The following is a 24,902-nucleotide window of genomic DNA, read 5'->3' as shown; positions in this document are numbered from 1 at the left end:
GCCCGACCACCACCCCTCAACGAGGCGCTACGCGCCCACCCACTCCTCCTACGCGCCCACCCACTCCTCGGTACCGTCCGCAAAGGTCTGGTGCTTCCAGATCGGGACCTCGCTCTTGAGGTCGTCGATCAGCCGGCGGCAGGCCGCGAACGCCTCCGCGCGGTGCGGGCAGGAGACGGCCACCACCACGGCCAGATCACCGATCACCAGATCGCCCACCCGGTGCACGGCGGCCAGCGCGCGTACCGGGAAGTCGGCCACGACCTTCTCCGCCACCCGGCGCAGCTCGGCCTCGGCGGTCGGGTGCGCGGAGTAGCCGAGGGCGCCGACCTCCGCGCCTCCGTCGTGGTTGCGCACAGTGCCCACGAACAGCGCCGTGCCTCCCGCCGCGGCATCGCCCACCGCCCCGAACACCTCGTCCACGGACAAGGGCGTGTCACGGACGGCGAGCAGCCGGATGGGGTGGGCGGCCGCGAGCTCGCCGGGGTGATCGTACGAATGTGCCATGTCGTCCATCGTGCCGTACCGTCCCGCCCTCGGGGAATCAATGGAGCCACCGGACTACCGGATCCCGGAAAACTTCTTCCGGGGCCTTTGTCTCTGGCTCGGCGGCTGTCTCAGGCTCGGCGGCGCGCCTTACGGGCGCGGCGCACGATCGCCGCGGTGCCCACCAGGGCCACGGTCGCCCCCGCGGCGCCGAGCGTCGTGGCGTCCTTACGGCCGAGACGCCGCCCCGCGACCGTATGGCGGCCGGCGACCTCGTCCAGCAGCTCCGCCAGGACCTCCTCGTTGGTCCAGCGCGGCCGCCAGCCCGCCGCGTGCAGCCTGCTGCCGCTGACCGCCCAGGGGTGCATCGTGTACGCGAGATCGCCCGCCGGGGACGGCGTCAGACCCAGCCGGTGCAGCCGGGAGGCGGCGCCCAGGGCGACCGCCGAGGGCAGCTCCATGCGCCGGATCCCGGACAGCTCCTCGACCTCCTCCTGCTCCAGCCAGCCCTCGCACCCGACCGACAGTTCCCCCTCGACCTTCTCCAGGGCGGCGTACTCCAGCGCGCCGACCAGGTCGTCCATATGGCAGAACTGCCAGGTGGGACGGGATCCGGCGACGACCAGCAGCCTTGGTGACTCGAAGTAGCGGGTGAGCGCGGTGTCCGTGCCGCCGACCAGCAGCGCCGGGCGCACCACGGTCACATTCAGCCCCGGATGCGCCCGCGGCGCGCGCTCCCCGAGCCGCTCGATCTCCAGGAGGTCGCCGACGCCGGTGGCCTCGGCGGTCGCCCGCAGCTCCGCGTCCTCGGCGAGCGGCACGGCGTTGTCGGGGAGCGCCCCGTAGACCATCGCGGACGTGCACAGCACCACCCGGCGCACCCCGGCCGCGGCGGCGGCCGTCAGCACGGTCTGGGTGCCGCGCACGTTGTAGGCGGTGCGGGCGGCGGCGTCCGTGCCCAGATCCAGGTCGACGGCGAGGTGGACCACCACGTCGGCGCCGCGCAGCTTCTCGGCGATGGCCGGATCGCGGACGTCCAGCACATGCCACTGCGCCTCGGTCACCTCACCGCGGCGCTCGTCGATGGCCAGGACCTGCTTGACCTCTTCGGACTCCGCGAGCCGCTGCGTGAGCAGGGCACCTGGGCCCGAGGCGGCACCGGTCACCGCCACGACGGGTCGTCGTGTGGTACGAGCCGTATCGTTTCGCGCAGCGCGAACTTCTCGGTCTGGGGAACTCACCGGGCGTCTCCAGCGGTTGTCTTCAGTACGCAGCGCATGCACGCATACGTACCAGGTGACGTCCATCCTGCCGCAGGGCGGCGATCAGCGAAGCACCGAGCCCGGAAACCGGCGAGGTGTCTAGGCTGGGTGGTGATGTCGGGCATCCGCCACCGGCCCGGGGCCGGTGGCCCAACGAGCCGAGGAAACCCGTGAGTGACACCCCATTCGGATTCGGCCTTCCGCCGGAGGAGCCGGAGGACGGCGACGACGGCAAGAAGAAGGGCGGCCAGGGCGGCGAGCAGGGCCCCGCGAATCCCTTCGGGTTCGGCGGCCCCGGCGGAGCGGGCGGCGCGGACAATCCGTTCGCCGCGATGTTCGGTTCGCTGAACCCGGGCGACCTGGGCGCCGCCTTCCAGCAGCTCGGGCAGATGCTCTCGTACGAGGGCGGCCCGGTGAACTGGGACATGGCCAAGGACATCGCCCGCCAGACCGTCGCGCGCGGCACCGCCGACGGCAGCAAGGACGAGAGCGTCGGCCCCGCCGACCGCGCCGCGGTCCAGGAGGCCGTGCGGCTCGCGGACCTGTGGCTGGACGGCGTCACCTCGCTGCCCTCGGGCTCGGGGACCGCGGTGGCCTGGAGCCGCGCCGAATGGGTCGAGGCGACCCTGCCGGTGTGGAAGGACCTGGTGGACCCGGTCGCCGAGCGCGTCGGCGCCGCCATGGGTGACGTGCTGCCCGAGGAGATGCAGGCCATGGCCGGCCCGCTGCTCGGGATGATGCGCTCGATGGGCGGCGCCATGTTCGGCACCCAGATCGGGCAGGCGCTGGGCGTGCTGGCCGGCGAGGTGGTCGGCTCGACCGACATCGGGCTGCCGCTGGGCCCGGCGGGCAAGGCGGCCCTGCTGCCGGTCAACATCGCGGCGCTCGGCTCCGGCCTCGGCGTGCCCAAGGAAGAGGTCCGGCTGTACCTGGCGCTGCGTGAGGCGGCCCACCAGCGGCTGTTCGCCCATGTGCCATGGCTGCGCTCGCACCTCTTCGGCGCGGTCGAGGGGTACGCCCGCGGCATCAAGGTCGACACCGCCAAGCTGGAGGACGCGGTCGGCCAGCTCGACCCGACCCACCCCGAGCAGCTGCAGGAAGCGCTTCAGCAGGGCATGTTCCAGCCCGAGGACACCCCCGAGCAGAAGGCCGCGCTGGCACGGCTGGAGACCGCTCTGGCGCTGGTGGAGGGCTGGGTGGACGCGGTGGTGCACGCCGCCGCCAAGCCACATCTGCCGTCCGCCGACGCCCTGCGCGAGACGCTGCGGCGGCGCCGGGCGAGCGGCGGCCCCGCCGAGCAGACCTTCGCCACGCTGATCGGCCTGGAGCTGCGGCCGCGCCGGCTGCGGGACGCCTCCCGGCTGTGGGCCTCCCTCACCGACGCCCGCGGCCTGGAGGGGCGCGACGGTCTTTGGGCACACCCGGACATGCTGCCGACGGCACAGGATCTCGACGACCCGGACGGCTTCGTCCACGGCGAGCAGCTGGACTTCTCCGAGCTGGACAAGATGCTCGGCGAGGCGGCGAGCGGCGGTGCGGACCGTAAGGGCGGCTCCGGGGGTCCCGACCTCCGTAAGGGCCGCGAGGGCGGCGAGGACGACCGCGAGGGCGGCGACCGGGGCGACGGCGAGAAGTGAGTCTGCACCAGGACGCGGCGCGGGTGCTCACCGAGTGGCCCGCGCCCGATGCCGCCCAGGAGCGGCTGCGACGGCTGTACGGCGACCATCTGGCCGCGTATCCGGACGGCATGTGGAAGGCGTGCGGGGACGGGCACATCACGGCGAGCGCGCTGGTGATCGACCCGGACCGGGGGCAGGTGCTGCTCACCCTGCACCGGAAGCTGCGGATGTGGCTCCAGATGGGCGGCCACTGCGAGCCGGACGACGCCACGCTCGCGGGCGCGGCGCTGCGCGAGGCCACCGAGGAGTCCGGGATCGAGGGGCTGACGCTGCTGCCGGGCGGCCCGGTGCGGCTCGACCGGCACCAGACCCCCTGTGCCTGGCATCTGGACGTCCAGTACGCGGCGGTGGCGCCCCGGGGCGCGGTGGCGGCGATCAGCGACGAGTCGCTGGATCTGCGCTGGTTCGGCTACGACGGGGTGGCGGACGTGGCCGACGAGTCGGTGCGCCATCTGGTGACGCGTACCCGCGCGCTGCTCTGAGGAGCCCGTCGGGCCGCTCCGAGGAGCCTGCTGGAATCGAGGAGCCTGCTGGAATCGAGGAGCCCGCTGGAACGCGGGACGGCCGCGGCCCCGAGGGGTCCGCGGCCGCCGTGGTCCATCAGCGGTGACCTCGGTCAGTTGCTGAAGATGTTGCCCTGGTTCTGGCCGCGGGCGCCCTGCTGGCCCATGCCGAACTGCGCGGCCATACCGCCCCCGGCCACCGCGTTCTGCGGCGGGAGCAGCTCGCTGGGCTGCACCAGGGCGTACCCCTGGCCGAGGAAGCTGAGCTCCCAGCCCTCGCCGGTGTTGCCGCGCCGCCGCCAGACGCCCGAGGAGTGCGTCTGCGCCTGCATCTGGACCCGCAGCGAGCTGGACCAGGCGACGATGGCGTCCGCGTCGGCGTTGACGTACTTGTCCGGGGTGACCTGGAGCAGCAGCGGCTGCCCCGAGGTCATCAGCGCGACCTTGCCCTGGCCGGAGATGTTGAGGTTGTACTTGCCGGACCCGGAGATCCCGAACTGGCTGTCCACCGCGATCGACTCCCAGTGCAGCGTGGAGTCGATCGCGAGCACATAGGAGCTGTCGACGGTCAGCCCGTCGTGGTCCACGTCCATCACATGGATGTGCTGGGCGAGGTTGGCGAGGTAGACCGTGCCCTGCCCGGAGCAGCGCATCAGGTCCAGGCCCTCACCGGTGCGGCTCCGGGCCCTGTGCTGCCCGGGCGTCTGGTACTCGCCGTCGAACTCGATGAGCCCCTGATAGGCGACCATGCTGCCCTTACGGGCGAGCACATCCTCATGGCCGCTCAGGGCGACCCGCAGCAGATGCGGGTTCTGGAGCGCGTAGCGGTCCTGCGTCTGGGCCTCGGTGAAGGCGAAAAGCGGGCTCTGCATCTGGTGTCCCTCCCCCTCAGCCCCGGGCCCGGAGCCGGTCGGTGCTGTCCTCACTGGGCTGTACGACGACGAAGCCCTGCCCGGAGAAGCCGAGCTGATACGCCTCGCCGCTGCCCCGGCCGATCAGGGACGACGCCTTGAAGCTGCGCTTGCCCTTCACCTTGAGCCCGGAGGACCAGGCCACGAGCGCGTCCGGGTCCACATAGGTCTCGTCCTCGCCGCGGCCGCAGTCGACCACGATGGGGGTGCCGCGGGAGGTCAGGGCGACCCAGCCGGTGCCGGAGACGCCCACGTTGAACAGGCCCTGCCCGGCGAACTTGGCGATCCCCTTGACGCGTTCGACGCCCCACTGGAGGTGGGCGTCGAAGGCGAGGAGGTTGGTGCCGTTGACCGAGAGCGCGTCGCCGTTGAGGTTGATGCAGACGACGTTGGCCCCGTAGTCGGCGAGGTAGAGCAGCCCGTCGCCGCTGCACCGCATCAGCGGGGCACCCTCGCCGGTCAGCCACTGGGAGGCCATCTGCCGTACCGCGGGCGGGTTCGGCTCGTACTGGACGAAGCCCTCGTACGCCACCATCGAGCCGGTGCGGGCGAAGAGGTCCTGGCCGCTCTGCATGGCGACCTTGAGCATGCTGGCGCCGTGGTTCTCCATACGGGCGGCGACCGGGGCGGGTGCGAAGCCCGAGATCATTTGCTGGTCCATAGCGGGCTCCCTCAGACCTCGTAGGGCTGGACGACGATGAAGTTGCCGGGCGCGCCACGGAACTGGAGGTTCACTGTCTCCCCGCTGTGGCCGGGGTAGGCGCTGCGGCGCAGCCGCACCTGGCTGGAAATGATCACCTGGGCGCCGGCGGACCACGCCACGATGGCGTTGCTGTCGGCGAAGGTGGTCGGGGTGACGGGGAGAACGACCGGCGTGCCCTCGGTCTTCACCACGACGGTCCCGGTGCCCTGGAACTGCATGGTGAACAGCGCGCCACCGGGGATGCCGTGGCCCTCGATCCGGCGCACCTCATGGTGCAGCGACTCGTCGAAGGCGAGCACGTTCTCGGCGGAGACGCAGATGGCGTCGCCCTGGAGCTCGATCGGGTGGAGCTCGGCGGCGTTCTCGGCGAGGAAGACCTGGCCCTGGCCGGTGCAGCGCATCAGCTGCATCTCCTGGCCGGTCGCGTTGCCGACGATCCGGCCGCGGAAACCGGCGCCCTTATAGCTGAAGTCGACCTTGCCCTGGTAGAGCACCATCGTGCCCTGACGGGCGAGCACGGGCTGGCCGCCGACGCCGAGGTCGACCCGCATCAGCCGGGGGTTCTGCGGCGTCCAGCGCTGGCCGGTGGGCGCCTCGCGGTACTTGGCGAGCGCGGCCTGGAGCCCGGGCGCGCCACCGCCCTGGGGGACGCCGCCCATGGGCTGCGGCTGACCGTAAGGAGCGGGCTGGCCCGGCTGACCGGGCTGGCCGGGGTAGGGCTGGACCGGCGGCTGGCCGTACGGTGCGGGGGCGGGCGGGGCCTGGCCCGGCTGCTGGCCGAACGGGGGCTGCCGGCCCGGGAACTGGCCCGGCGGTGGAGGCGGCGGCACCTGACCCGGGGGCGGCACCTGGCCGGGAGGCGGCACCTGGCCGGGAGGCGGCACCTGGCCGGGAGGCGCGATGGGCGCGGCGATCGTGGGGGCGCCGTGCATCTGCGGGGTGCCGGGGGCGGGCGGCTGAACGCCCTGCGGGGGCGAGCCCTGGGGCGTACCCGGAGGCGGCGTGCCCTGGGGTGGCGTTCCCTGAGGCGGCCCCTGGGGAGCGCCGAAGGCGGGGGCGGGCTGCGGTGCGGGCGGGGCGGGGGCCGGAGGGGCCGCCGGGGCGGGGGCACCGGCCGGGGGTGCGAAGCCCGGTGCGGGGGCGGCCTGGCCGGGCGGCGCGAAGCCGGGCGTGGCGCCCTGGGCGGGCGCGGGGGCGGGCTCCTCCTCGGCCACCTCACCGCCGAAGTTCTTGAGCAGCGCGTCCAGTCCCCCGTCGAAGCCCTGCCCGACGGCGGCGAACCGCCAGACGTCCTTGAGGTAGAAGTCGCCCAGCATCACCGCGCGTTCGGTGCTGAACTCCGAGCCGGTGAAGGAGTACCGGGCCACCTCCTCGCCGCCCGCGACGATCCGCAGGTAGCCGGGGCCGACCTGCGACATCTGCCCGGCGCCGTCGATGGTCGCGGTGAAGGAGAGCTTCTGGATGGCGGACGGCACGCTGTCGAGCGTGACGCGGAACGAATCCGTGTCGCCGGCCTGCGGCCCGAGCTGCTGTATCGCTTCTTCAGGGGACTTCGGCTGATTGAAGAAGATGAAGTAGCGGTCGTCCGACAGCCGCTCGTTCGCGTCGAGACCGAAGCAGCTGATGTCGAAGGTCAGGCCGGGTCCGGCGATCTGCACCCCGACGTACAGATCCCTCCCGGCCGTCAGATCACTGATCCTGGCCTTGTGGCCGCGCTGGAATTCCCTGGCCATACGTTAGGACCGTCCCCCATCGCCGTACCGGTGTGTGCGTTTCGCGCCAGGCTAGCCGCTGCCGCCGACTATGAGCGACGCCGGGAACCAGGATGTGGTTCCCGCGCGGCCCGAGGGCTCCCGGGGCTGATCCCTCACTCCCCGGGCGCGGTCGCCTTACGGCTGGTCGTCCGGGGGCCCGGAGAGATGCGGCAACCGTGTCGCGGCGACCACCCCTTCGAGATAGCCCCGCGCCCGCTCGGTCCGCGGATACGCCTCCAGGAGCTGCCAGAAGCGGCGGCCGTGCCCCGGCACCAGCAGATGGGCCAGCTCGTGGAGGAGCACATAATCCACGACGTACTCCGGCATGCCCTGGAGCCGGTGCGAGAGCCGGATGCTGCCCTCGGCCGGGGTGCACGACCCCCAGCGGGTGTTCTGGTTGGTGACCCAGCGGACGGAGTCGGGCCGGGCCCGCCCGCCCAGGTACTGACCGGAGAGCAACTCGGCGCGTGCGGCCAACTCCGCGTCGCCCAGCATCCGCTTGCTCTCCTGGGCGGCCAGCTTCTCCAGCATGACGCCCACCCAGCGCCGCTCCTCCGCCTCGGACATCCGGGCCGGGATGAGGACGACGGTGCGGTCGCCCTCGCGATAGGCGGAGACCGTCCTGCGCCGCCGGGTGCTCCGGCGGACCTCGACCGCGCTCGCGTCGGAGCCTCGGCTCTGCGGGCTCGGGACGGTGCTCGGTGCGCTCGCGGCGCTGCGGGAGACGTTCTGTCCCGAAGTGCGAGGGGGCGGGTCGGCGGACACGCCCCGACGTTACCCGCTGGCAGCCGGGGAAGTCCCGCCCCGCCGATGGTTGCGGACCGAACCACTCCACGGTGTGCACGGCTTGTACGACCGGCGTTCGTACGACTTATTCCACTGCCTGTGGACAACGCGCTGCGGGGTCCCGGCGCCGCCTCGCATGCTGAAGGCGGTTCAACGGACAGACATTCAGACGGGGGGGAACGGCGATGCATCCTATGCTCAAGCCCGTGCTGCGACGCGGCTGGCGGAGCCGGGACACGGTGCAGTTCGGGGTGGCCCGGGCGCATGCGGTGGTGATGGGGCCGGTGGACACGGCCACGGGCAGCTTTCTGGAGCTGCTGGACGGCACCCGCGGTCTGCCGCTGCTGCGGCAGGAGGCCCGCGCCATCGGGCTGCCGGAGGGACGGGCCGACGCACTGGTGGACCGGCTGGCGGCGGCCGGACTGCTGGACGAGCCGAGGGACGGCGGCGAGCCCGCCGCGGCCCTGGACCGGCTGCGGCCCGACGCGGGAGCGCTGTCGGTGCTGCATCCCGAGCCCGGAGCGGCGGCGCGGCTTCTCACCGCGCGACGGGCGATGCGGGTTCAGGTGCGGGGCGCGGGCCGGGTCGGGGCGGCGGTCGCGGCCGCGCTGTCGGGCTCGGGGGTCGGCCGGGTCGATGTGGTGGACGGCGGCTGTGTCGAGCCCTGGGATGTGGCTCCCGGCGGGCTGTCGGCCGAGCAGATCGGGGAGCGCCGGGATCTGGCCGCGCGCCGCGTGGTGCGCCAGGCCGCGCCCGCCCCGCTCCCCCGCCGGTCGGCGCGCCTGCGGACCTCCGCGGCAGAGCGGGCCCCTTCACGAGAGAAGGTCCCTTCCCGAGAGCGGCCCCTCTCGGGAGGGCGGACCGCCTCGGGAGCGCGGACCGCCTCGGCCGAGCCCGGGCTGGCGCTGGTGGTGATCGCCCCGCGTGACGGCCTCGCGGCGTACGCACCGGATCCGGAGCAGACCCGGCCGCTGCTCGCCTCCGGCACACCCCATCTCTTTGCGGGAGTCATCGAGGCCACGGGGGTGGTGGGCCCGCTGGTGGTGCCGGGGATCACGCCCTGCGCGGGCTGCGCCGCGGCGGGCCGTGCCGAGCGGGAGCCGGTCTGGCCACGGATGCTCGCGCAGTGGCGGTCCGGGCGCCGGCGCACCGCCCCGGCCTGTGACACGGCGCTGGCGATGGTGGTAGCGGGGCTCACCGCGGTGCAGGCGCTGGCCTTCCTGGACGGCCGCCCCTCCGGGGGCGCGGGGGTCCGGTGGGAGCTGGCGCTTCCCTCGCCCGTCTGGGAGGCGCGCCCGATCGAAGCACATCCCGGATGCGGCTGTGGAGCTGCCGGGGAGGAGGATGCCGTATATGCCTCGGCCGCAGAGGCACCGCACGCGACAATGTCCGGGTGACCCACGTCCGCGGAGTGGGCACGGGGGCCCGGGGGCCACCTTCCGGGGATGGCACGGCTGTAGTTGGAGGGCGCATGACCGATCTGCCGCGCAAGGCGATCACCCGTACCGCCAAACTGGCGGCGCTGCCCTTGGGATTCGCGGGGCGCGCCACATGGGGTCTCGGGAAGCGGATAGGGGGACGGCCGGCGGAGATCGTCGCACGCGAGGTGCAGCAGCGCACCGCGGAGCAGATGTTCAAGGTCCTCGGCGAGCTCAAGGGCGGGGCCATGAAGCTCGGACAGGCCATGTCGGTCTTCGAGTCGGCGCTGCCCGAGGAGATAGCCAGGCCCTACCGGGCGGCCCTGACCAAGCTCCAGGAAGCGGCCCCTCCCATGCCCAGCCGCACGGTCCACACGGCGCTGGAGGAGCGGCTGGGCCCGGACTGGCCGGAGCTGTTCCAGGAGTTCGACGACAAGCCGGCGGCGGCCGCCTCGATCGGGCAGGTGCACCGGGCGGTCTGGCACGACGGGCGCACGGTGGCGGTCAAGGTGCAGTATCCCGGGGCGGGCGAGGCGCTGCTGTCCGACCTCAGCCAACTGAGCCGGTTCGCCCGGGTGCTGGGGCCGCTGGTGCCGGGGCTGGACGTCAAGCCGCTGATCGCGGAGTTGCGTGAGCGGGTCGCCGAGGAGCTGGACTACGAACTGGAGGCGGCGTCCCAGCGGATCCATGCGGAGGAGTACGCACAGGACACGGAGATCGTGGTGCCCGAGGTGGTGCACCAGAGCGATCAGATACTGGTCACCGAGTGGCTGGAGGGGGTGCCGCTCTCCGAGGTGATAGCCGACGGCACCCAGGAGGAGCGGGACCGCGCCGGGCAGCTGCTGGCCCGCTTTCTCTTCTCGGGGGCGTCCCGCACCGGGCTGCTGCACGCCGATCCCCACCCGGGGAACTTCCGGCTGCTGACCGGTCACGCCCCGGACGGGCCGCCGGAGCAGTGGAAGCTGGGCGTTCTGGACTTCGGTTCGGTGAACCGGCTCCCGGGCGGGCTTCCGGAGCCCATCGGCATCGCGCTGCGCATGGCGCTCGAGAACGACGCCGCGGGGGTCTATGACCTGATGCGCGGGGAGGGGTTCGTCAAGCCGACGATCGAGCTGGACCCGGATGATCTGCTGGACTTCCTGCTGCCGATGCTCGAACCGGCCCAGGTCGACGCGTTCGTCTTCGACCGGCAGTGGCTGCGCAGCCAGGCGGCGCGGGTGGCCGACCGTCACTCCCCCGTCTATGAGCTGGGCAATCAGCTGAATCTGCCGCCCGCCTATCTGCTGATTCACCGGGTGACGCTGAGCACCATCGGGGTGCTGTGCCAACTGGGTGCCACGGTGCGGATGCGGGATGAGCTCGAGGCGTGGGTCCCCGGCTTCGCCGCTGACCCGGAGTCCGAGGACCGCGACGAAGAGGACGCCCAAGAAGGCCCCGCGGCAGACGCCGGGGAAGAGGCCTCGGACGGCGCCGAGGAGGAGCCGGAGGCCGCGGAGACCTCGGCCTGACCTCTGAGCCCTCGGCCTGACCTCTGAGGCTTCGACCTGAGCTCGAGGGCGGCGGCCTGAGTTCGGGCACCTCGGGATAGCCGGAGGGCCGGTCCGATCGGACCGGCCCTTCGTGGTCACGCGACGGGTCGGTGGAGGACCCGTCGGGGTGTGTTGTGTGTCAGCTCCGCCTCTGGCCGGTGCCGCACATCGTGGTCACTGCATGACCGCCATGGCCAGAGCGCGGCGGGCGCGGAGCGAGGCACGCTCCGCACGCCGCTGCATCCGGCGGGCGGCCGCGAGCCGAACGGCCTGCCGTTCGGACTCGGCCTCCTGCAGCCGGTCGTGCATATGCGCACGTGCCAGGGCTTCTTGCATAAGTTGCATCTCTCGGTTCCTGTTCTGGCGCGCCTCGGGCGCACCTGAGGTATCTGGTGCGGGGGTTTCGGAGACCGGTGGGGTCATCGTCGGGACCTGCTTCATGGGGTCGTGCGTCGCTGGGCGATCGATGGTGCCGATGGTGCTCATGCCGCGACCGGGTTCTTACGCGGGCGACCACGCGGCCGCTTGCGGGCCACCACCACGCCCTGGACGAAGAGCTCGCCGCCCCAGACGCCCCAGGGCTCCCGGCGGTCCTTGGCACCGGCGAGGCATGCCTCCCGCAGCGGGCAGGTCTGACAGAGCGACTTCGCGTACTCGACGTCGGCCGGGGACTCGGCGAAGAAGACCTCCGGGTCGTACGAGCGGCACGGAACGGCTACACCCAGGTTCTCGATGGCCTCATCGAGTTCGGTGAGGGCGGTGAGCGGGGTCAAGGAGTCCTCCGAGGAGTCAGGCGGGCGGTTCAGGTCGGTCGGTGCGGACGGGGCGTGTGCGTTGAGTTGCACGGTGTGTGTTCCTCGTCTCTTCGGTCCGGCTGGTGGCCGGGCTCTGGCAAATCAAAAGGGCCGCGGATCCCGGTGTGGGTTCCGCGGCCCTGGAAGGTGCCGACCTGATCCTGGATCAGGCTGGATAACTCCAGGGTTCGAGCCTGCGGAAGGCCCACGTCTTGTGGTGCTGCTGCGTCGTCCGGGATTCGGCACCATTGGCCGCAAAGGCATAGGCCTTTGCCTGTGCCGCTGCTGCTACCGCAGGTGCCTGGATCGGTCGCTCGCTGAGGCGCTCCTCATTGGCGCCGGGCATACCGGTGCCAGGGAGGGCGGAGCCGAGCAGGCATGTGGCGACGACCGACCGATCGGCCTTTTTGATGGTGTTGATGAAGCTGATCACTGGTCTTCGCCTCCTCTCGGCGTCTCAGGGACCGGTCCGAAACCAGTCCGGGTGTTCAAGTACAACACGGAATCCTCGGCTCCTGGAAGGGCCGTTGTCCTCCGTGCTCGGAAGGCTATGGGTATGGCCTCCACGCGCGCAAACTATTTTTCCGTCGAGTTTTGCCAAGGGTCACCCGAATGGCTTCCCCCGGCATCGCCGTCGCCCTCGTCGTCGAGTGCGGAGGGCAGTTCCCGGCCCGCGCACAACGCGAGAACATCGGCCCCGAACCGGTCCAGCTTGCGCCTTCCGACACCGGAGATGCGGGCGAGCTCCGGTTCGGTTCCCGGAACGGCCTCGGCGATCGCGAGCAGTGTCTTGTCGGTGAACACGCAGTACGTCGGCTGCCCCAGCAGCCCCGCCTGCTCCGCCCGCCAGTCACGCAGCCGCTCATAGAGCGCCTCGTCCAACTCGGACGGACAGCCCTCGCAGCGCATCAGCTTCATCTCGCCCGCGTCGGTCAGCGCCCGGCCGCACACCCGGCAGTGGACCGGGCCGCGCCGCCTGCGCACCCCGCCACCACCGCCCGGGGCCGCCGCCCCGCGCTCGATCCCGCCGCCCCCGCCCGGGGTGCGGGCGCCGATGGCCTGGGAGCCGGGCCGCAGCCCGTTGAGAAAGCGGGTGGGGCGGCGGGAGGCCCGGCCGCCCGGAGCCCGCGAGAGCGCCCAGGACAGCGTCAGATGGCGACGGGCGCGGGTGACCCCCACATAGAGCAGCCGGCGCTCCTCCTCGATCTGCTGCTCCGTCTTGGCGTAGGTGATCGGCACCATTCCCTCGGTGAGACCGACCAGGAAGACGGCGTCCCATTCGAGGCCCTTGGCCGCGTGGAGTGAAGCGAGGGTCACACCCTCGACGGTCGGGGCGTGCTGCGCCGCCGCCCGCTCATCGAGCTCCGCCACCAGATCGGAGAGCGTGGCCCCGGGGCGGCTCGCCGCGAAGTCCTCGGCGAGCCGCACCAGGGCGGCCAGGGACTCCCAGCGGTCGCGCACCGCGCCCGAGCCCGACGGGGGCTCGGGCGTCCAGCCACGGGTGCCCAGCACGGCCCGCACCTGGGACGGGATGTCGGCGTCAGCCAGCTCCGGGTCGGCGCTTCCGCCACGGGCCGCGCCGCGCAGCAGCAGCCCCGCCTCGCGCACCTCGGGCCGCTCGAAGAACCGCTCGGCACCGCGCAGCTGATAGGGCACCTGGGCATCGGCCAGCGCCTGCTCATAGAGCTCCGACTGGGCGTTGACCCGGTACAGGACCGCGATCTGGCTCGCCGGGATCCCGGCGCCCCCCTGCTCGACCGGGTTGATCAGCTCCCGGATCCGGCGGGCGGTGCCCTCGGCCTCGGCCGGCTCGTCCGCATAGGCGGCGTAGGCCGGGTCAGGGCCCGCCTCCCGCTGGGAGACCAGCTCCAGCCGGTGCTCGGCGGCCCGGCCGCGGGCCTGGGACAGCAGCCCGTTGGCCAGGTGGACCACCTGGGGGGTCGAGCGGTAGTCCCGGATCAGCTTGACCACGGTGGCCCGGGGGTGGCGGGTGCGGAAGTTCAGCAGATGGTCGGGGGTGGCGCCGGTGAAGGAGTAGATGGTCTGACTGGCGTCGCCGACCACGCACAGGCTGTCCCGCTCGCCCAGCCACAGATCCAGCAGCCGCTGCTGCAGCGGGCTGACGTCCTGGTATTCGTCGACCACGAAGTGCTGGTACTGACGGCGCACCTGATCGGCGATGTCCGGCCGCTCCTGGAGCACACCGACCGTGAGGAGCAGCACATCCTCGAAGTCGATGACGCCGCGGTCGCGCTTCAACTGCTCATAGGTGGCATAGATCCGGCCGATCTCGGCGGCGTCCCGGGGGGCCTCACGGCCGGACTTGGCGGCCACGGCCGGATAGTCCTCGGGCACGGTCTGGGTGACCTTCGACCATTCGATCTCGCCGGTCACATCCCGCAACTCATTGCGGTCAAGCCGGACCCGGCACCGGGCGGCGGCCTCGGCCACGAGCTGCACCTTGCGCTCGACCAGCCGCGGCACCTCACCGCCGACCGCCTTGGGCCAGAAGTACTGCAGCTGGCGCAGGGCCGCCGAGTGGAAGGTGCGCGCCTGCACCCCGCCCGCGCCGAGCTGCCGCAGCCGGCCGCGCATCTCCCCCGCCGCGCGGTTGGTGAAGGTGACGGCCAGCACACTGGCCGGCTGGAGCATCCCCGCGCGCACCCCGTAGGCGATCCGGTGGGTGATGGCGCGGGTCTTGCCGGTGCCGGCCCCGGCCAGCACGCACACCGCGCCGTGCAGGGACGTCGCCACCTCGCGCTGCTCGGGGTCGAGCCCGTCGAGCACCGCGTCGGCGTCACGCGGCGTGGCCGCGTAGGCACTTGGCGTGGAGCCGTGCGGGAACAGAGTGGAGGACGTTGCTGCAGTCACCCCGCCATGCTGCCAGGTCCCCTGAGACGCCCGGTGCCGGTTGTCCACAGCCATGGCCTTCCGGTCATATGAATCCGGGAATGACCGGCGGAAGATGAGCGTTCACATTCTGCCCACCCACCACGACCCCGAGGAGAGCGAAGACCGATGCCCGGCACTGTGACGATGTACAGCACCACCTGGTGCGGCTACTGCCGACGCCTGAAGGGGCAGATGGACCGCGAGGGCATTGCCTACACCGAGATCAACATCGAGCAGGACCCGGAGTCCGCGGCCTTCGTCGAGAAGGCGAACGGCGGCAACCAGACCGTGCCGACCGTCCTCTTCCCCGATGGGTCGACCCTGACCAACCCGTCCCTGGCGCAGGTCAAGGCCAAGGTCGGGCACTGAGCCGACGGTCTCCGAGCCGCCCCCGCGGGCTCTGACCCGGCCCCGCGGCCTCAGCGTGGGTCCCACGGTTTCACGGTTCTGAGTGGGTCCCGCGGTCTCTGACTCAGCCCCGCGGCAGCGGCTCGCCGTACCAGAGCTCGATCAGCCGGGCCGCGATCGAGATCCCGGAGGGAGGCAGGACCTCCCCGGACTCGATCGCGGCCCGCAGGTCTTCCCGGGAGAACCAGCGCGCCTCGTGGATCTCCTCCCCGTCCACCTGGATCCGGGAGGACGTGGCCCGGGCCATGAAGCCGAGCATCAGACTGGACGGGAACGGCCACGGCTGGCTGGCCACGTAATCGACCTCGCCGACCGTGACGCCCGCCTCCTCCGCCACCTCGCGGACCACGGCCTGCTCGATCGACTCGCCCGGCTCCACGAAGCCCGCCAGCGTCGAGAAGCGCCCCTCCGGCCAGTGCACCTGGCGTCCCAGCAGCGCCCGGTCCTGATCGTCCTTCACCAGCATGATCACGGCGGGGTCGGTGCGCGGGTAGTGCTCGGCCCCGCACGCCGGGCAGCGGCGGATATGGCCCGCCGCCGCGATCACCGTGCGCTGACCGCAACGTGAGCAGAAACGGTGCAGCCGCTGCCAGTTCTCCAGCGCGACCGCGTGCACCAGCAGCCCCGCGTCGCGCTCGGACAGCAGCACGCCCGCCTCGCGCAGCCCGGCCGGGCGCGCCGACTGGTCCATCCGCCCCGGCAGGGAGTCCTTCTGGAGCGCGAAGTAGCGCACGCCCTCCTGGTCGGTGCCCAGGAAGTAGCGGTGGTTCTCGGTGGGCGGGGCCTCGAAGGACGGGGTCATGACGAGTTCGGTACGGCCGTCCGGGGTGTCGTCGACCAGTGCCTGGCCGCCGGAGACCACGAAGACGCGCGTCGTCGGGTGGCTCCACGCGGCGGCCAGCCACGCCTCGTCCAAGCGGTGGTGCGCGGAGCGGTCGATGCCACTCGGGGCGCTGAGCGTGATCGGCCGGTCGGCGGCGTGGTCGGTCGAGGTGGTCACAGCTGCTTCCAACTCCCCCAGTGCAATGGGTGGTTCATGTACGTGAGCAAGCTATTCCCGTCCATTCTCGGCGAGATCGGCCCAGAGGTGGGCGGCCGTCTCGGCGCCCTTCATGAGCAGGTCGAGCTCGACCTTCTCGTTGGGCGCGTGCCAGCCGTCGGACGGCACCGAGATGCCCAGGAAGAGCACCGGAGCGCCGAGGATGTCCTGGAGATCGGCGGCGGGGCCCGATCCGCCCTCGCGGGTGAAGCGGACCTTCTGGCCGAAGACGCGCCCCATGGCGCGGACGACCGACTGGAGCGCGGGGTGGTCCAGCGGGGTCAGACAGGGGCGGGTGGCGCCCCAATAGGTGATCTCATGGCGGATCCCGGCCGGGAGCAGAGCGGCGGCCCAGTTCCGCACGGCCGACTGGATCTTCTCCACGTCCTGGCCCGCCACCAGCCGGAAGGACAGCTTCAGCTGGGCGGCCGAGGGCACGATGGTCTTTCCGCCCGGCCCCTGGTAGCCCCCGCCGATGCCGTTGACCTCGGCGGTCGGACGGGCCCAGATCCGCTCCAGGGTGGAGTACCCGGCCTCGCCGAGCGTGGCCCGTGAGTGCGCGGTCCGCAGCCAGCCCGCCTCGTCGAACGGCAGCTCGGCGAAGAGCTCGCGCTCACGGTCGGTCAGCTCCACGACGCCGTCGTAGAAGCCGGGGATCGCCACCTTACGGTCGTCGTCGTGCAGCGCGGCGACCAGCCGGGCGGCCTCGGTGGCCGGGTTGGGGACCGCGCCGCCGAAGGAGCCGGAGTGGATGTCCTGGCCGGGGCCGTGGAGATCGATCTGGCACTCGACCAGGCCCCGCATACCGGTGCAGACGGTCGGGGTGTCCTCGGACCACATCCCGGTGTCGGAGACGATCACGGTGTCGCAGGCCAGCCGGTCGGCGTGCGCGCGGACCAGCTCGGGGAAGTGCGGGGAGCCGGACTCCTCCTCGCCCTCGATCAGCAACTTGAGGTTCACCGCGGGCGCGGCACGGCCGGTCACGGCCAGGTGCGCCCGTATCCCCAGGCTGTGGAAGAGAACCTGCCCCTTGTCGTCGGCGGCGCCGCGGGCGTAGAGCCTGCCGTCCTCGATGACGGGCTCGAAGGGGTCGGTGCGCCAGCCGTCCGCGCGGTCGGCGGGCTGGACGTCGTGGTGGCCGTAGACGAGCACCGTAAGGGCGTCGGGATCACCGGACGGCCATTCGGCGAACACGGCCGGGGCGCCCGGTGTGTCCCATATCTCAGTCACCGGGAAGCCCGTGGCGGACAGGTGATCCCTGAGCCACTGGGCGCCGCGCCGGACGTCGTCGGCGCGGGCGGGGTCGGCGGATACGGACGGGATGCGCAGCCACTCGGAGAGCTCGGCGAGGAAGGCGGCGCGATGGCCGTCCACAAAGGCGCGGACGGCGTTGTCCGTGTCCGGGGTGTTGCTCATGCATGTGAGCCTATCCGGCCCGCGGCCGGGCGAGGGCGGGGGCCTCCGGGCCGCTCAGGTGCGCTCGCTCTCGGTGACGGTTCCGGCATCGATACGGTCATTTCCGGTCGCGTCCCCGCCCCCGCCCTCGCCGACGTCCCCGTTCCCGCCTACGTCCCCATTCGCGCCTCCGTCTCCGTCTCCGCCTACGTCCGCGTCCCCCGGCTCCCCGAGCAGGACGCGCTCGAGCCCGGCCCGGCCGGGCAGCCCGGCGGGGCGGACCACCTCACCGCTGCGTACGTACACGAAGGCCGCCGTGACCGCCGACAGAGGCAGTCCGCGCTGTTCGGCCCAGGCGACGCGGTAGATGGCCAGCTGGAGCGGGTCGGCGTCCTGGGAGCGGCCGGTCTTCCAGTCGACGATCTCGTAGCGCGGGCCGTCGTCGGGGCCGGTACCGGGCTCGCGGTACACCGCGTCGATCCGGCCCCGGATGGTGCGGCCCGCCAGGGTCAGCTGGACCGGCACCTCCACGCGGTAAGGGGTGCGACGCGCGTACGGCGTGCGGGCGAACGCCTCCTTGAGCGCGGTCAGATCCCGCTCGTCGGCGATCTCCGCCTCGTCGTCCTCGCCGCCCGGCAGCTCGTCCGGGCCGAGGAAAGGCAGCGGCAGCGCCTCGAAGCGCGACTCGACCCAGGCGTGGAAGCGGGTGCCGCGCCGCGCGGCGGGGCGCGGCGGCCGGGGCATGGGACGGGCCAGCTCCCGTGCGAAGCCGTCCGGGTCGGCGGCGAGGCGCAGCAGCTGGGACGCGGTGAGCGTGCCCGGCAGGGGGACCTCATGCACGGTCTCACGGGCCCGGCGCAGCTCTCCGGCGAGCGCGTCCAGATCGCGGTCCCAGGAGCCGACCAGCCGGGCCTCCTCGGGCGCCAGTTCGTCATCGGCCGGTTCTGGCGTGATTTCGGGCACATCGGGCTCCGGTGCGCCCGATTCCGGCGCTCCGTAAGGATCGGAGTGCTGCCCGTCGCCGTGCGGCGCGTCGTCGTAGGGCTCGTCCTCGTACGAACCGTAAGGATCCTCCAGAGGCTCGGGCCACTCCGGGTCCTCCCGGTCCTCCGGGTCCTCCGGGTCCTCCGGGGGCTCAAGCTCCTCCGGGGGCTCCGGGAAGAGGTCCCCGTCCGCCGAGGGGTGCCCCTCGTCCCGCGCGGCCGTCTCCTCCCCCGCCGTCTCGATGCGCGCCAGATGGGCGAGCACCACATCGGCGGCGCGGCGGCGGTGGCGCAGCGCGGCCGGGTCCAGCGGAAGCGGCCAGGCCCGGTCGGCCGCCGACTCCCGCAGGGCCGGGTTCTCCGCGCCCTCCTCCGGGGGTTCGGCCCATGCCTCGATCTCGCCGTACCCGGCCTCGCAGTGCTCGCGCAGCGCCTCCAGGAAGCCCGACGGGCCGCGCGGACGCTTCTGGGTGGGGCCCCACCAGTGCCCGGAGCCGAGCAGCAGCGAGCGCGGCCGGGTGAAGGTCACATAGCCCAGCCGGAGCTCCTCGGTCCGCTGGTGCCCCTTCATGGCGTCCTTGAAGGCGGCGATCCCCTTGCTGTCCCAGGCGGTGACGTCCGGGAGGGTCCGCGCGTCCCCGCGCAGCTCGTGCGGCAGCACCTTCGCGTTCGCCGTCCAGGACTCGCGGGACTGTTCGCTCGGGAACTGCTTGGCGACCAGCCCCGGCACCGCCACCACATCCCACTCCAGCCCCTTGGCCTTGTGGGCGGTGAGCACCTTGACCGTGTTCTCGCCGCCGGGCAGGGCGTTGTCGAGCCCCTTCTCGTACTGCGCGGCGGTGCGCAGGAAGCCGAGGAAGCCCTGCAGGGTGGCCTCGCCGTCCACGGCCGCCCCGCCCTCCCGGCCCGCGAAGGCGGCCGCGACATCCAGGAAGTTGCCGAGCGTCTCGCGGCGGCGCGCGGCCAGGGCGTGCGGTGAGGCGGACAGCTCGACCTCGAGGCCCGTGGTGGCCAGGACCCGGTGGAGGACGTCCATCAGCGGATCGGCCAGCGAGCGGCGCAGCTCGCGGAGTTCGGCGGCGAGCCGGGCGAACCGGACCCGTGCGTCGGCCGAGAAGGGCAGCCCGTCGTCCGGGCCGCCGCCCGCCTCCAGGAAAGTGTCGAGGGCGTCGGCGAGGGAGATCACCTCGGCGGGGTCGGTGCCCTCGACGGCCTCGGCGAGCCGTCGGTCCGGATCGTCCTCCGCCCCGTCCGGCCCACCGTAGGAGACCACCGCGCGGGCGCGGCGGCCGAGCAGCGCGAGGTCGCGGGGGCCGATCCGCCAGCGCGGCCCGGTGAGCAGACGGACCAGCGCGGCGTTGGCCCCCGGGTCCTGGAGGACCTCGCAGACGGCCACCAGATCGGCCACCTCCGGCAGATGCAGCAGCCCCGACAGGCCCACCACCTCCACCGGGATGTCCCGCTCCACCAGCGCGCCCTGGATCTGCGCGAAGTCGCCCGCCGTACGGCACAGCACCGCGATCTCGCCGGGCGGGGTGCCGGTGCGCACCAGGTGGGCGATGGAGTCCGCGAGCCAGGCCAGCTCCTCGGCGTGGGTGGGCAGCAGCGCACAGCGCACCGCACCGTCCCGCTCGGCGCCGGGCGCGGGGCGCAGCGCCTCGACGCCCTCGTGCATCGCGCGCAGCGGGGCGGCCAGCCCGTTGGCGAGGTCCAGGAGGCGGCCGCCGCTGCGCCGGTTCTCGCTGAGCGCGAAGCGCTCCGCCGGTCGGCCGCCGGTGTGCGGGAAGTGCTCGGGGAAGTCGTCCAGGTTGGCCACGGAGGCGCCGCGCCAGCCGTAGATGGCCTGGCAGGGGTCGCCGACGGCGGTGACGGGGTGTCCGGTGCCGCCGCCGAAGAGGCCGGACAGCAGCAGCCGCTGGGCGACGGAGGTGTCCTGGTACTCGTCGAGCAGCACGACCGCGAACTGCTCGCGCAGGATCCGGCCGACCTCCGGGTGGTCCAGGGCCAGGGTGGCCGAATGGGCGATCTGGTCCCCGAAGTCGAGCAGATCGCGGCGGCGCTTCTCCTCGCGGTACGCCTCGACCAGACCCAGCAGCTCCTGGCGGGCGCGGACGGCCTCGGGCACCTTGCGCAGCGCCTCGTTGGTGAGCCGCGTGCCCTCCAGCGTGCGCAGCAGCTCGGTGTCGTACGCGCGCAGCCGCCCGGTGGGGACGAGGTGCTCGGCGAGCTCGGCGTCGAGCGCGAGCAGATCGGTGACCAGGTCGGCGAAGGGGCGGGTGAGCGCCGGATACGGGCCGGGGGCGGAGCGCAGAACGCGCGCGGCGAGCTGGAAGCGGGTGGCGTCGGCGAGCAGCCGGGCGCTCGGCTCGAGGCCGACGCGCAGCCCGTGGTCCTTGAGCAACTGCCCGGCGAACGCGTGGTAGGTGGAGATGACGGGCTCGCCCGGGGCCTCCTCGGTGGCGCCCGGATCCGGGTCGGAGTCCACGATGCCCGCCGTGACGAGGGCCTTACGGACGCGCTCCGCCAGCTCTCCGGCGGCCTTGTTGGTGAAGGTGAGGCCGAGCACCCGGTCGGGCGCCACCTGTCCGGTGCCGACCAGCCAGACGACGCGGGCGGCCATCACCGTGGTCTTGCCGGAGCCCGCCCCGGCGACGATCACCTGCGGGGCGGGCGGCGCGGTGATGCACTCCACCTGCTCCGGGGTGAACGGGATCCCGAGGAGTTCCTTGAGCTCCTCGGGATCGGTGATGCGGGCTGACACTCCAGTGAGGCTATCGGTGCCCACCGACACGCCCCGCCGCGCCGGTCGACGGCCGCCCCGGGGGCACGGCTTGAGAGGCAACGGCGTCAGCCCGGTGCCGCGCCGCCCCAGCCCCGTACGCCCCAGCCCCGTACGCGACAGCCCCGTACGCGACAGCGTCACTCGACCACATGGCGCCCCTCCGCCCGCGCGCTGCACGCGCCCCGGAAGGCGCAGCGCTCGCAGTGGTCGCCCGTACTCGGGGTGAACCGCTCGTCCAGGACGCGCCCGGCCGCCGTGGCGAGCAGCTGCCCCACCCACTCCCCGTCCAGCGGCTCCTGGGCCTGGACCTTGGGGACGTCGTCGCCGCCGTCCTTCTTGGCGGCGCCCTGCCGCAGCTGGACGAGTTCCGCGCCGCCCGGCTCGGGGCGCCCGCCGTCGAAGACGTCGTCCACGGCACCCTCGCGCACCGCCAGCTGATAGACCGCCAGCTGGGGGTGGTGCTCGACATCGCCACGGGTCACGGCCTGCTTACCGGTCTTGAAGTCGACCACATAGGCGCGCCCCTGGTCGTCCGTCTCGACGCGGTCCATGCTGCCGCGGATGCGCACCTTATAGACGTCGGCTTCGAGCGTGACGTCGAAGGAGTGCTCGGTGGCGACCGGGGTGCGGCCGCCGCGCTCCATCACATGCCACTGCAGAAAGCGCTCCAGGGCCGCCCGTGCCTGCTCCTTCTCCTGCCGTGACTTCCAGGGGGCGTCGAAGGCGAGCGCGTCCCATACGGAGTCCAGGCGCTCCATGAGGACCGCGAGATCGGCGGGGGTGCGGCCGGAGGCGACCTCGTCGGCCAGGACGTGCACGACGTTGCCGAAGCCCTGGGCGGCCGTCGAGGGCGCGTCCGCCTTCACCTCGCGCCCCAGGAACCACTGGAGCGAACAGGTGTTGACGAGCTGGTCGAGCGCGCTGCCGGAGAGCGCCACGGGCCGGTCCCGGTCGCGCAGCGGGACCTCGCTGTGCGTCGGCTCGTACAGCCCCCACCAGCGGTAGGGGTGGGCGGCCGGAACCAGCGGGCGGCCCTCCTCGTCGCGCAGCGCCGCGAGCCGGGCCAGGCGGCGCGCGGCGGCGTCCCGCAGCGCCTCCGAGGCGTCCGGGTCGACAGTGGTGGCGCGCAGCTCGGCGACGAGCGCGGCGACGGACAGCGGGCGGCGCGGCCGGTGGGTGACGTCGGTGGGCGGAACGCCCAGTTCGGCGAGGAAGCGGGAGGGCTGGTCCCCGTCCTCGGAGGCGGCCTTGACGGCGGTGACCACGAGCCGCTCCTTGGCACGCGTCGCCGCCACATAGAACAGCCGCCGCTCCTCGGCCAGCAGCGCGCCCGGCGGCAGCGGCTCGGCCAGCCCGTCCCGGCCGATCCGGTCGGCCTCCAGGAGCGAGCCGCGCCGCCGCAGATCGGGCCACAGCCCCTCCTGCACCCCCGCGACGACCACCAGGGCCCATTCCAGCCCCTTGGCACGGTGGGCCGTCATCAGCCGTACGGCGTCGGGGCGGACCATCCGGCGGGAGAGGGTGTCGGCGGCTATGTCCTGGGCGTCGATCTCCTCCAGGAAGTTGAGGGCGCCGCGGCCGCCGGTGCGCTCCTCGGCGCGCGCGGCGGTCTCGAACAGCGCGCACACCGCGTCCAGATCGCGGTCCGCGTTCCGCCCGGCGGTGCCGCCGCGCTGGGCGGCCCGCTCCAGTCGGCCGGGCCAGGGGGTGCCGTCCCACAGCCCCCACAGCGCCTGTTCGGCGGTGCCGCCCCGGGCCAGCGCCTCCCGGGCCGTGCGCAGCAGCCGCCCGAGGTTCTGGGCGCCGCGTGCGTACGCCGGGTCATGGACGGCGAGGCGCTCCGGCTCGGCGAGCGCTTCGGCGAGCAGGACGTCGGAGGGGCGCGGCACCGCCCGCCCGGCCGACCGCTCCTCCTCGCGCAGCACGCGGCCCAGGCGGCGCAGATCGGCGGCGTCCATACCGCCGAGGGGCGAGGCGAGCAGGGTCAGGGCGGTCTCGACGCCGAGGACCGCGGACAGCCCGCCGCTGTCCGGCAGCGCGGCCGTGGCGGCCGCCCGCAGAGCCGTCAGCAGGGGGGCCACGGCGGGCTCATGGCGCAGCGGGATGTCATCGCCGTCCACCTCGACGGGGACTCCGGCCGAGGTGAGCGCCCGGCGCACACCCGGGATCGAGCGCCCCCCGGCGCGCACCAGGACGGCCATTTCACGCCAAGGCACCCCGTCCTCCAGATGAGCGCGGCGCAGGATGTCGGCCACATTGTCGAGCTCGGCGCCCGCGGTCGGGTACGTGTACGCCTCGACGCGGCCGCCGTCGCGCGTGGCCGCGAGCTCCCGGTGCGCCCTTACGGCTCGCGCGGGCAGCCGGGACAGCGGCATCCGGCCGGTGATCTGCCGGGTGGCCGCGAGCAGCGCGGCCCCCGAGCGGCGGGAGACGGTGAGGACCTCCATACCGGCGGGGTGCCCGTCCGCCCGCGGGAAGTCCTCGCGGAACCGGAGGATGCCGCCGACGTCGGCGCCGCGGAAGGCGTAGATCGACTGATCGGGGTCACCGAAGGCGAGCAGCGTCCTGCCGCCGCCCGCGAGCGCCCGCAGCAGCCGTCCCTGGGCCACGTCGGTGTCCTGGTACTCGTCGACGAACACCGCGTCGTACCGCCCAGCCAGCTCGGCCGCGACCTCCGGCCGCCCGGCGAGCAGCACCGCGCGGTGCACCAGCTCCGCGTAGTCCAGCACCCCCTGGGCGTCCAGGACGTCGAGGTACTCGGCGAGGAAGCCGGCCGCGGCGGACCAGTCGGGGCGCCCGGTGCGCCGGGCGAACTCCCCCAGCGACCGTGGGCCGAGGCCCAGCTCCCGGCTGCGGGCCAGCACCGCCCGCACCTCGTCGGCGAAGCCCCGCGTGGTCAGGCAGGCGCGCAGGTCGTCCGGCCAGCGGACGAAGGCCCGGCCCTCGCTCGCCAGCTCGGCCTGACCGGCGAGCAGTTCCCTGACGACGACGTCCTGCTCCGGTCCGGAGAGCAGCCGCAGCGGGTCCACGAAGAGGTCGACGTCCTGGTGGGCGCGGACCAGTGCGTAGCAATAGGAGTGGAAGGTCGTGGCCCGCGGGGCGCTCGCGCCGCCCAGGCGCGCGGACATGCGGTCGCGCAGTTCGACGGCCGCCTTACGGCTGAAGGTGAGCACCAGGAGCCGCTCGGGATCCGCGCCCTCGCGCACCCGGCGCGCCACCGCCTCCACGAGCGTCGTGGTCTTGCCCGTGCCGGGCCCGGCGAGCACCAGCAAAGGACCGCCCCGGTGCTCAACCACAGCGCGCTGCCGTGCGTCCAGGACAGGAAGGGCACCTGGTTCCGGCCGATGACGGAGCAGGCGATAGACGCCCTGGCCCGACTGCCGGGAGGACGGCTGCCGTGCCTGCCGCTGCCGCGGAAGGGACGAGGGGGAGGGGCTCACGTTGGATCGCCGGTCCTGGTGGGTTGGCTGGGTGCGAGACAGCCTCTCATGCGCTGTGCGGCCTCACCCGGATGGCTGTGGATACCGCCGGTACGACCGCGAGCCCGCCCCACGCCGGTACGGCCCCGCGCCCATGGC

19 protein-coding genes are annotated in these 24,902 nt (G+C 73.2%); 5 read left to right on the top strand and 14 right to left on the bottom strand.

From position 1 onward, the window contains the following. Nucleotides 1–48: 48 nt before the first annotated feature. Complete coding sequence (locus JK364_RS34570) at nt 49–516, bottom strand: molybdenum cofactor biosynthesis protein MoaE (protein WP_037952335.1); 468 nt, start codon at nt 514–516, stop codon at nt 49–51. A gap of 101 nt (nt 517–617) precedes the next feature. After that, nucleotides 618–1,727 (bottom strand): SDR family oxidoreductase, encoded by a 1,110-nt coding sequence (locus JK364_RS34565; protein WP_201855301.1) that lies wholly within the window; start codon nt 1,725–1,727, stop codon nt 618–620. A gap of 191 nt (nt 1,728–1,918) precedes the next feature. On the opposite strand from JK364_RS34565, the gene JK364_RS34560 reads away from it, so the two are divergent. Together JK364_RS34560 and JK364_RS34555 are read left to right on the top strand one after the other, a co-directional pair. Then, complete coding sequence (locus tag JK364_RS34560; protein WP_201855300.1) at nt 1,919–3,385, top strand: zinc-dependent metalloprotease; 1,467 nt, start codon at nt 1,919–1,921, stop codon at nt 3,383–3,385. Beyond that, nucleotides 3,382–3,909 carry an NUDIX hydrolase gene (locus JK364_RS34555; protein ID WP_201855299.1) on the top strand — a complete coding sequence of 176 codons (528 nt, stop codon included), beginning with the start codon at nt 3,382–3,384 and terminating at the stop codon, nt 3,907–3,909. The genes JK364_RS34560 and JK364_RS34555 overlap by 4 nt, the downstream gene beginning before the upstream one ends. A gap of 134 nt (nt 3,910–4,043) precedes the next feature. On the opposite strand, the gene JK364_RS34550 is transcribed toward JK364_RS34555, so the two are convergent. The 4 genes from JK364_RS34550 to JK364_RS34535 all read right to left on the bottom strand — a co-directional run bounded on the left by JK364_RS34550 (nt 4,044) and on the right by JK364_RS34535 (nt 8,063). Then, nucleotides 4,044–4,802, bottom strand: a complete 759-nt coding sequence (locus tag JK364_RS34550; RefSeq protein ID WP_201855298.1) for an AIM24 family protein — start codon at nt 4,800–4,802, stop codon at nt 4,044–4,046. Nucleotides 4,803–4,818: 16 nt separating this feature from the next. Further along, a complete protein-coding gene (locus JK364_RS34545) occupies nt 4,819–5,502 on the bottom strand; it encodes an AIM24 family protein (RefSeq protein WP_014054765.1) in 684 nt (227 codons plus the stop codon). An 11-nt stretch (nt 5,503–5,513) separates the two neighbouring features. Then, nucleotides 5,514–7,277: a TerD family protein gene (locus tag JK364_RS34540; protein ID WP_201855297.1), complete on the bottom strand. Its 1,764-nt coding sequence runs from the start codon at nt 7,275–7,277 to the stop codon at nt 5,514–5,516. A gap of 156 nt (nt 7,278–7,433) precedes the next feature. Continuing rightward, nucleotides 7,434–8,063: a M48 metallopeptidase family protein gene (locus JK364_RS34535; protein WP_201855296.1), complete on the bottom strand. Its 630-nt coding sequence runs from the start codon at nt 8,061–8,063 to the stop codon at nt 7,434–7,436. 206 nt (nt 8,064–8,269) lie between these two features. On the opposite strand from JK364_RS34535, the gene JK364_RS34530 reads away from it, so the two are divergent. Together JK364_RS34530 and JK364_RS34525 are read left to right on the top strand one after the other, a co-directional pair. Then, nucleotides 8,270–9,481 carry a ThiF family adenylyltransferase gene (locus JK364_RS34530; protein ID WP_201855295.1) on the top strand — a complete coding sequence of 404 codons (1,212 nt, stop codon included), beginning with the start codon at nt 8,270–8,272 and terminating at the stop codon, nt 9,479–9,481. Between the two features lie 74 nt (nt 9,482–9,555). After that, the gene (locus tag JK364_RS34525) at nt 9,556–11,010 is read left to right on the top strand and encodes an ABC1 kinase family protein (protein ID WP_201855294.1); all 1,455 of its coding nucleotides are present in this window, start codon (nt 9,556–9,558) and stop codon (nt 11,008–11,010) included. Between the two features lie 195 nt (nt 11,011–11,205). On the opposite strand, the gene JK364_RS34520 is transcribed toward JK364_RS34525, so the two are convergent. From JK364_RS34520 to JK364_RS34505, 4 genes are all read right to left on the bottom strand, one after another. After that, nucleotides 11,206–11,517 carry a putative WhiB-interacting protein gene (locus JK364_RS34520; RefSeq protein WP_137979441.1) on the bottom strand — a complete coding sequence of 104 codons (312 nt, stop codon included), beginning with the start codon at nt 11,515–11,517 and terminating at the stop codon, nt 11,206–11,208. Further along, complete coding sequence (locus JK364_RS34515; RefSeq protein ID WP_201855293.1) at nt 11,514–11,876, bottom strand: WhiB family transcriptional regulator; 363 nt, start codon at nt 11,874–11,876, stop codon at nt 11,514–11,516. Before JK364_RS34515 ends, JK364_RS34520 begins: the two co-directional genes overlap by 4 nt. 115 nt (nt 11,877–11,991) lie before the next feature. Beyond that, nucleotides 11,992–12,258, bottom strand: coding sequence for a hypothetical protein (locus JK364_RS34510; protein WP_201855292.1), 267 nt, complete (start codon nt 12,256–12,258; stop codon nt 11,992–11,994). A gap of 143 nt (nt 12,259–12,401) precedes the next feature. Then, nucleotides 12,402–14,696 carry an ATP-dependent DNA helicase UvrD2 gene (locus JK364_RS34505; protein ID WP_372462042.1) on the bottom strand — a complete coding sequence of 765 codons (2,295 nt, stop codon included), beginning with the start codon at nt 14,694–14,696 and terminating at the stop codon, nt 12,402–12,404. A gap of 147 nt (nt 14,697–14,843) precedes the next feature. Here JK364_RS34505 and JK364_RS34500 point away from each other — a divergent pair, with 147 nt between their 5' ends. Further along, the gene (locus JK364_RS34500) at nt 14,844–15,086 is read left to right on the top strand and encodes a mycoredoxin (RefSeq protein ID WP_201855291.1); all 243 of its coding nucleotides are present in this window, start codon (nt 14,844–14,846) and stop codon (nt 15,084–15,086) included. Between the two features lie 103 nt (nt 15,087–15,189). Here the strand turns inward: JK364_RS34500 and nudC are convergent, their stop codons facing one another. From nudC to JK364_RS34480, 4 genes are all read right to left on the bottom strand, one after another. Beyond that, entirely contained in the window at nt 15,190–16,125 is a 936-nt protein-coding gene (gene nudC / locus JK364_RS34495; RefSeq protein WP_201855290.1) for an NAD(+) diphosphatase, read from the bottom strand. A 51-nt stretch (nt 16,126–16,176) separates the two neighbouring features. Further along, a complete protein-coding gene (locus JK364_RS34490) occupies nt 16,177–17,580 on the bottom strand; it encodes a dipeptidase (protein WP_201855289.1) in 1,404 nt (467 codons plus the stop codon). Nucleotides 17,581–17,634: 54 nt separating this feature from the next. Further along, nucleotides 17,635–21,303, bottom strand: coding sequence for an ATP-dependent helicase (locus JK364_RS34485; protein ID WP_307841461.1), 3,669 nt, complete (start codon nt 21,301–21,303; stop codon nt 17,635–17,637). 158 nt (nt 21,304–21,461) lie between these two features. Then, nucleotides 21,462–24,680, bottom strand: coding sequence for an ATP-dependent helicase (locus JK364_RS34480; RefSeq protein ID WP_230992956.1), 3,219 nt, complete (start codon nt 24,678–24,680; stop codon nt 21,462–21,464). Nucleotides 24,681–24,902 lie beyond the last annotated feature (222 nt).

The sequence above is a fragment of the Streptomyces endocoffeicus genome, from assembly GCF_016741935.1.
In the GTDB taxonomy this organism is placed as follows: domain Bacteria; phylum Actinomycetota; class Actinomycetes; order Streptomycetales; family Streptomycetaceae; genus Streptomyces; species Streptomyces endocoffeicus.
Note: the sequence above shows the minus strand (reverse complement) of the source record. Positions and strands in the feature narration are given on the sequence as shown.

Bases quoted from the DNA above. Each gene is read 5' to 3' on its own strand.
- JK364_RS34570 (WP_037952335.1), bottom strand. From the start codon at position 516: ATGGACGACATGGCACATTCGTACGATCACCCCGGCGAGCTCGCGGCC.
- JK364_RS34550 (WP_201855298.1), bottom strand. From the start codon at position 4,802: ATGCAGAGCCCGCTTTTCGCCTTCACCGAGGCCCAGACGCAGGACCGC.
- JK364_RS34545 (WP_014054765.1), bottom strand. From the start codon at position 5,502: ATGGACCAGCAAATGATCTCGGGCTTCGCACCCGCCCCGGTCGCCGCC.
- JK364_RS34540 (WP_201855297.1), bottom strand. From the start codon at position 7,277: ATGGCCAGGGAATTCCAGCGCGGCCACAAGGCCAGGATCAGTGATCTG.
- JK364_RS34530 (WP_201855295.1), top strand. From the start codon at position 8,270: ATGCATCCTATGCTCAAGCCCGTGCTGCGACGCGGCTGGCGGAGCCGG.
- JK364_RS34525 (WP_201855294.1), top strand. From the start codon at position 9,556: ATGACCGATCTGCCGCGCAAGGCGATCACCCGTACCGCCAAACTGGCG.
- JK364_RS34520 (WP_137979441.1), bottom strand. From the start codon at position 11,517: ATGAGCACCATCGGCACCATCGATCGCCCAGCGACGCACGACCCCATG.
- JK364_RS34500 (WP_201855291.1), top strand. From the start codon at position 14,844: ATGCCCGGCACTGTGACGATGTACAGCACCACCTGGTGCGGCTACTGC.
- JK364_RS34490 (WP_201855289.1), bottom strand. From the start codon at position 17,580: ATGAGCAACACCCCGGACACGGACAACGCCGTCCGCGCCTTTGTGGAC.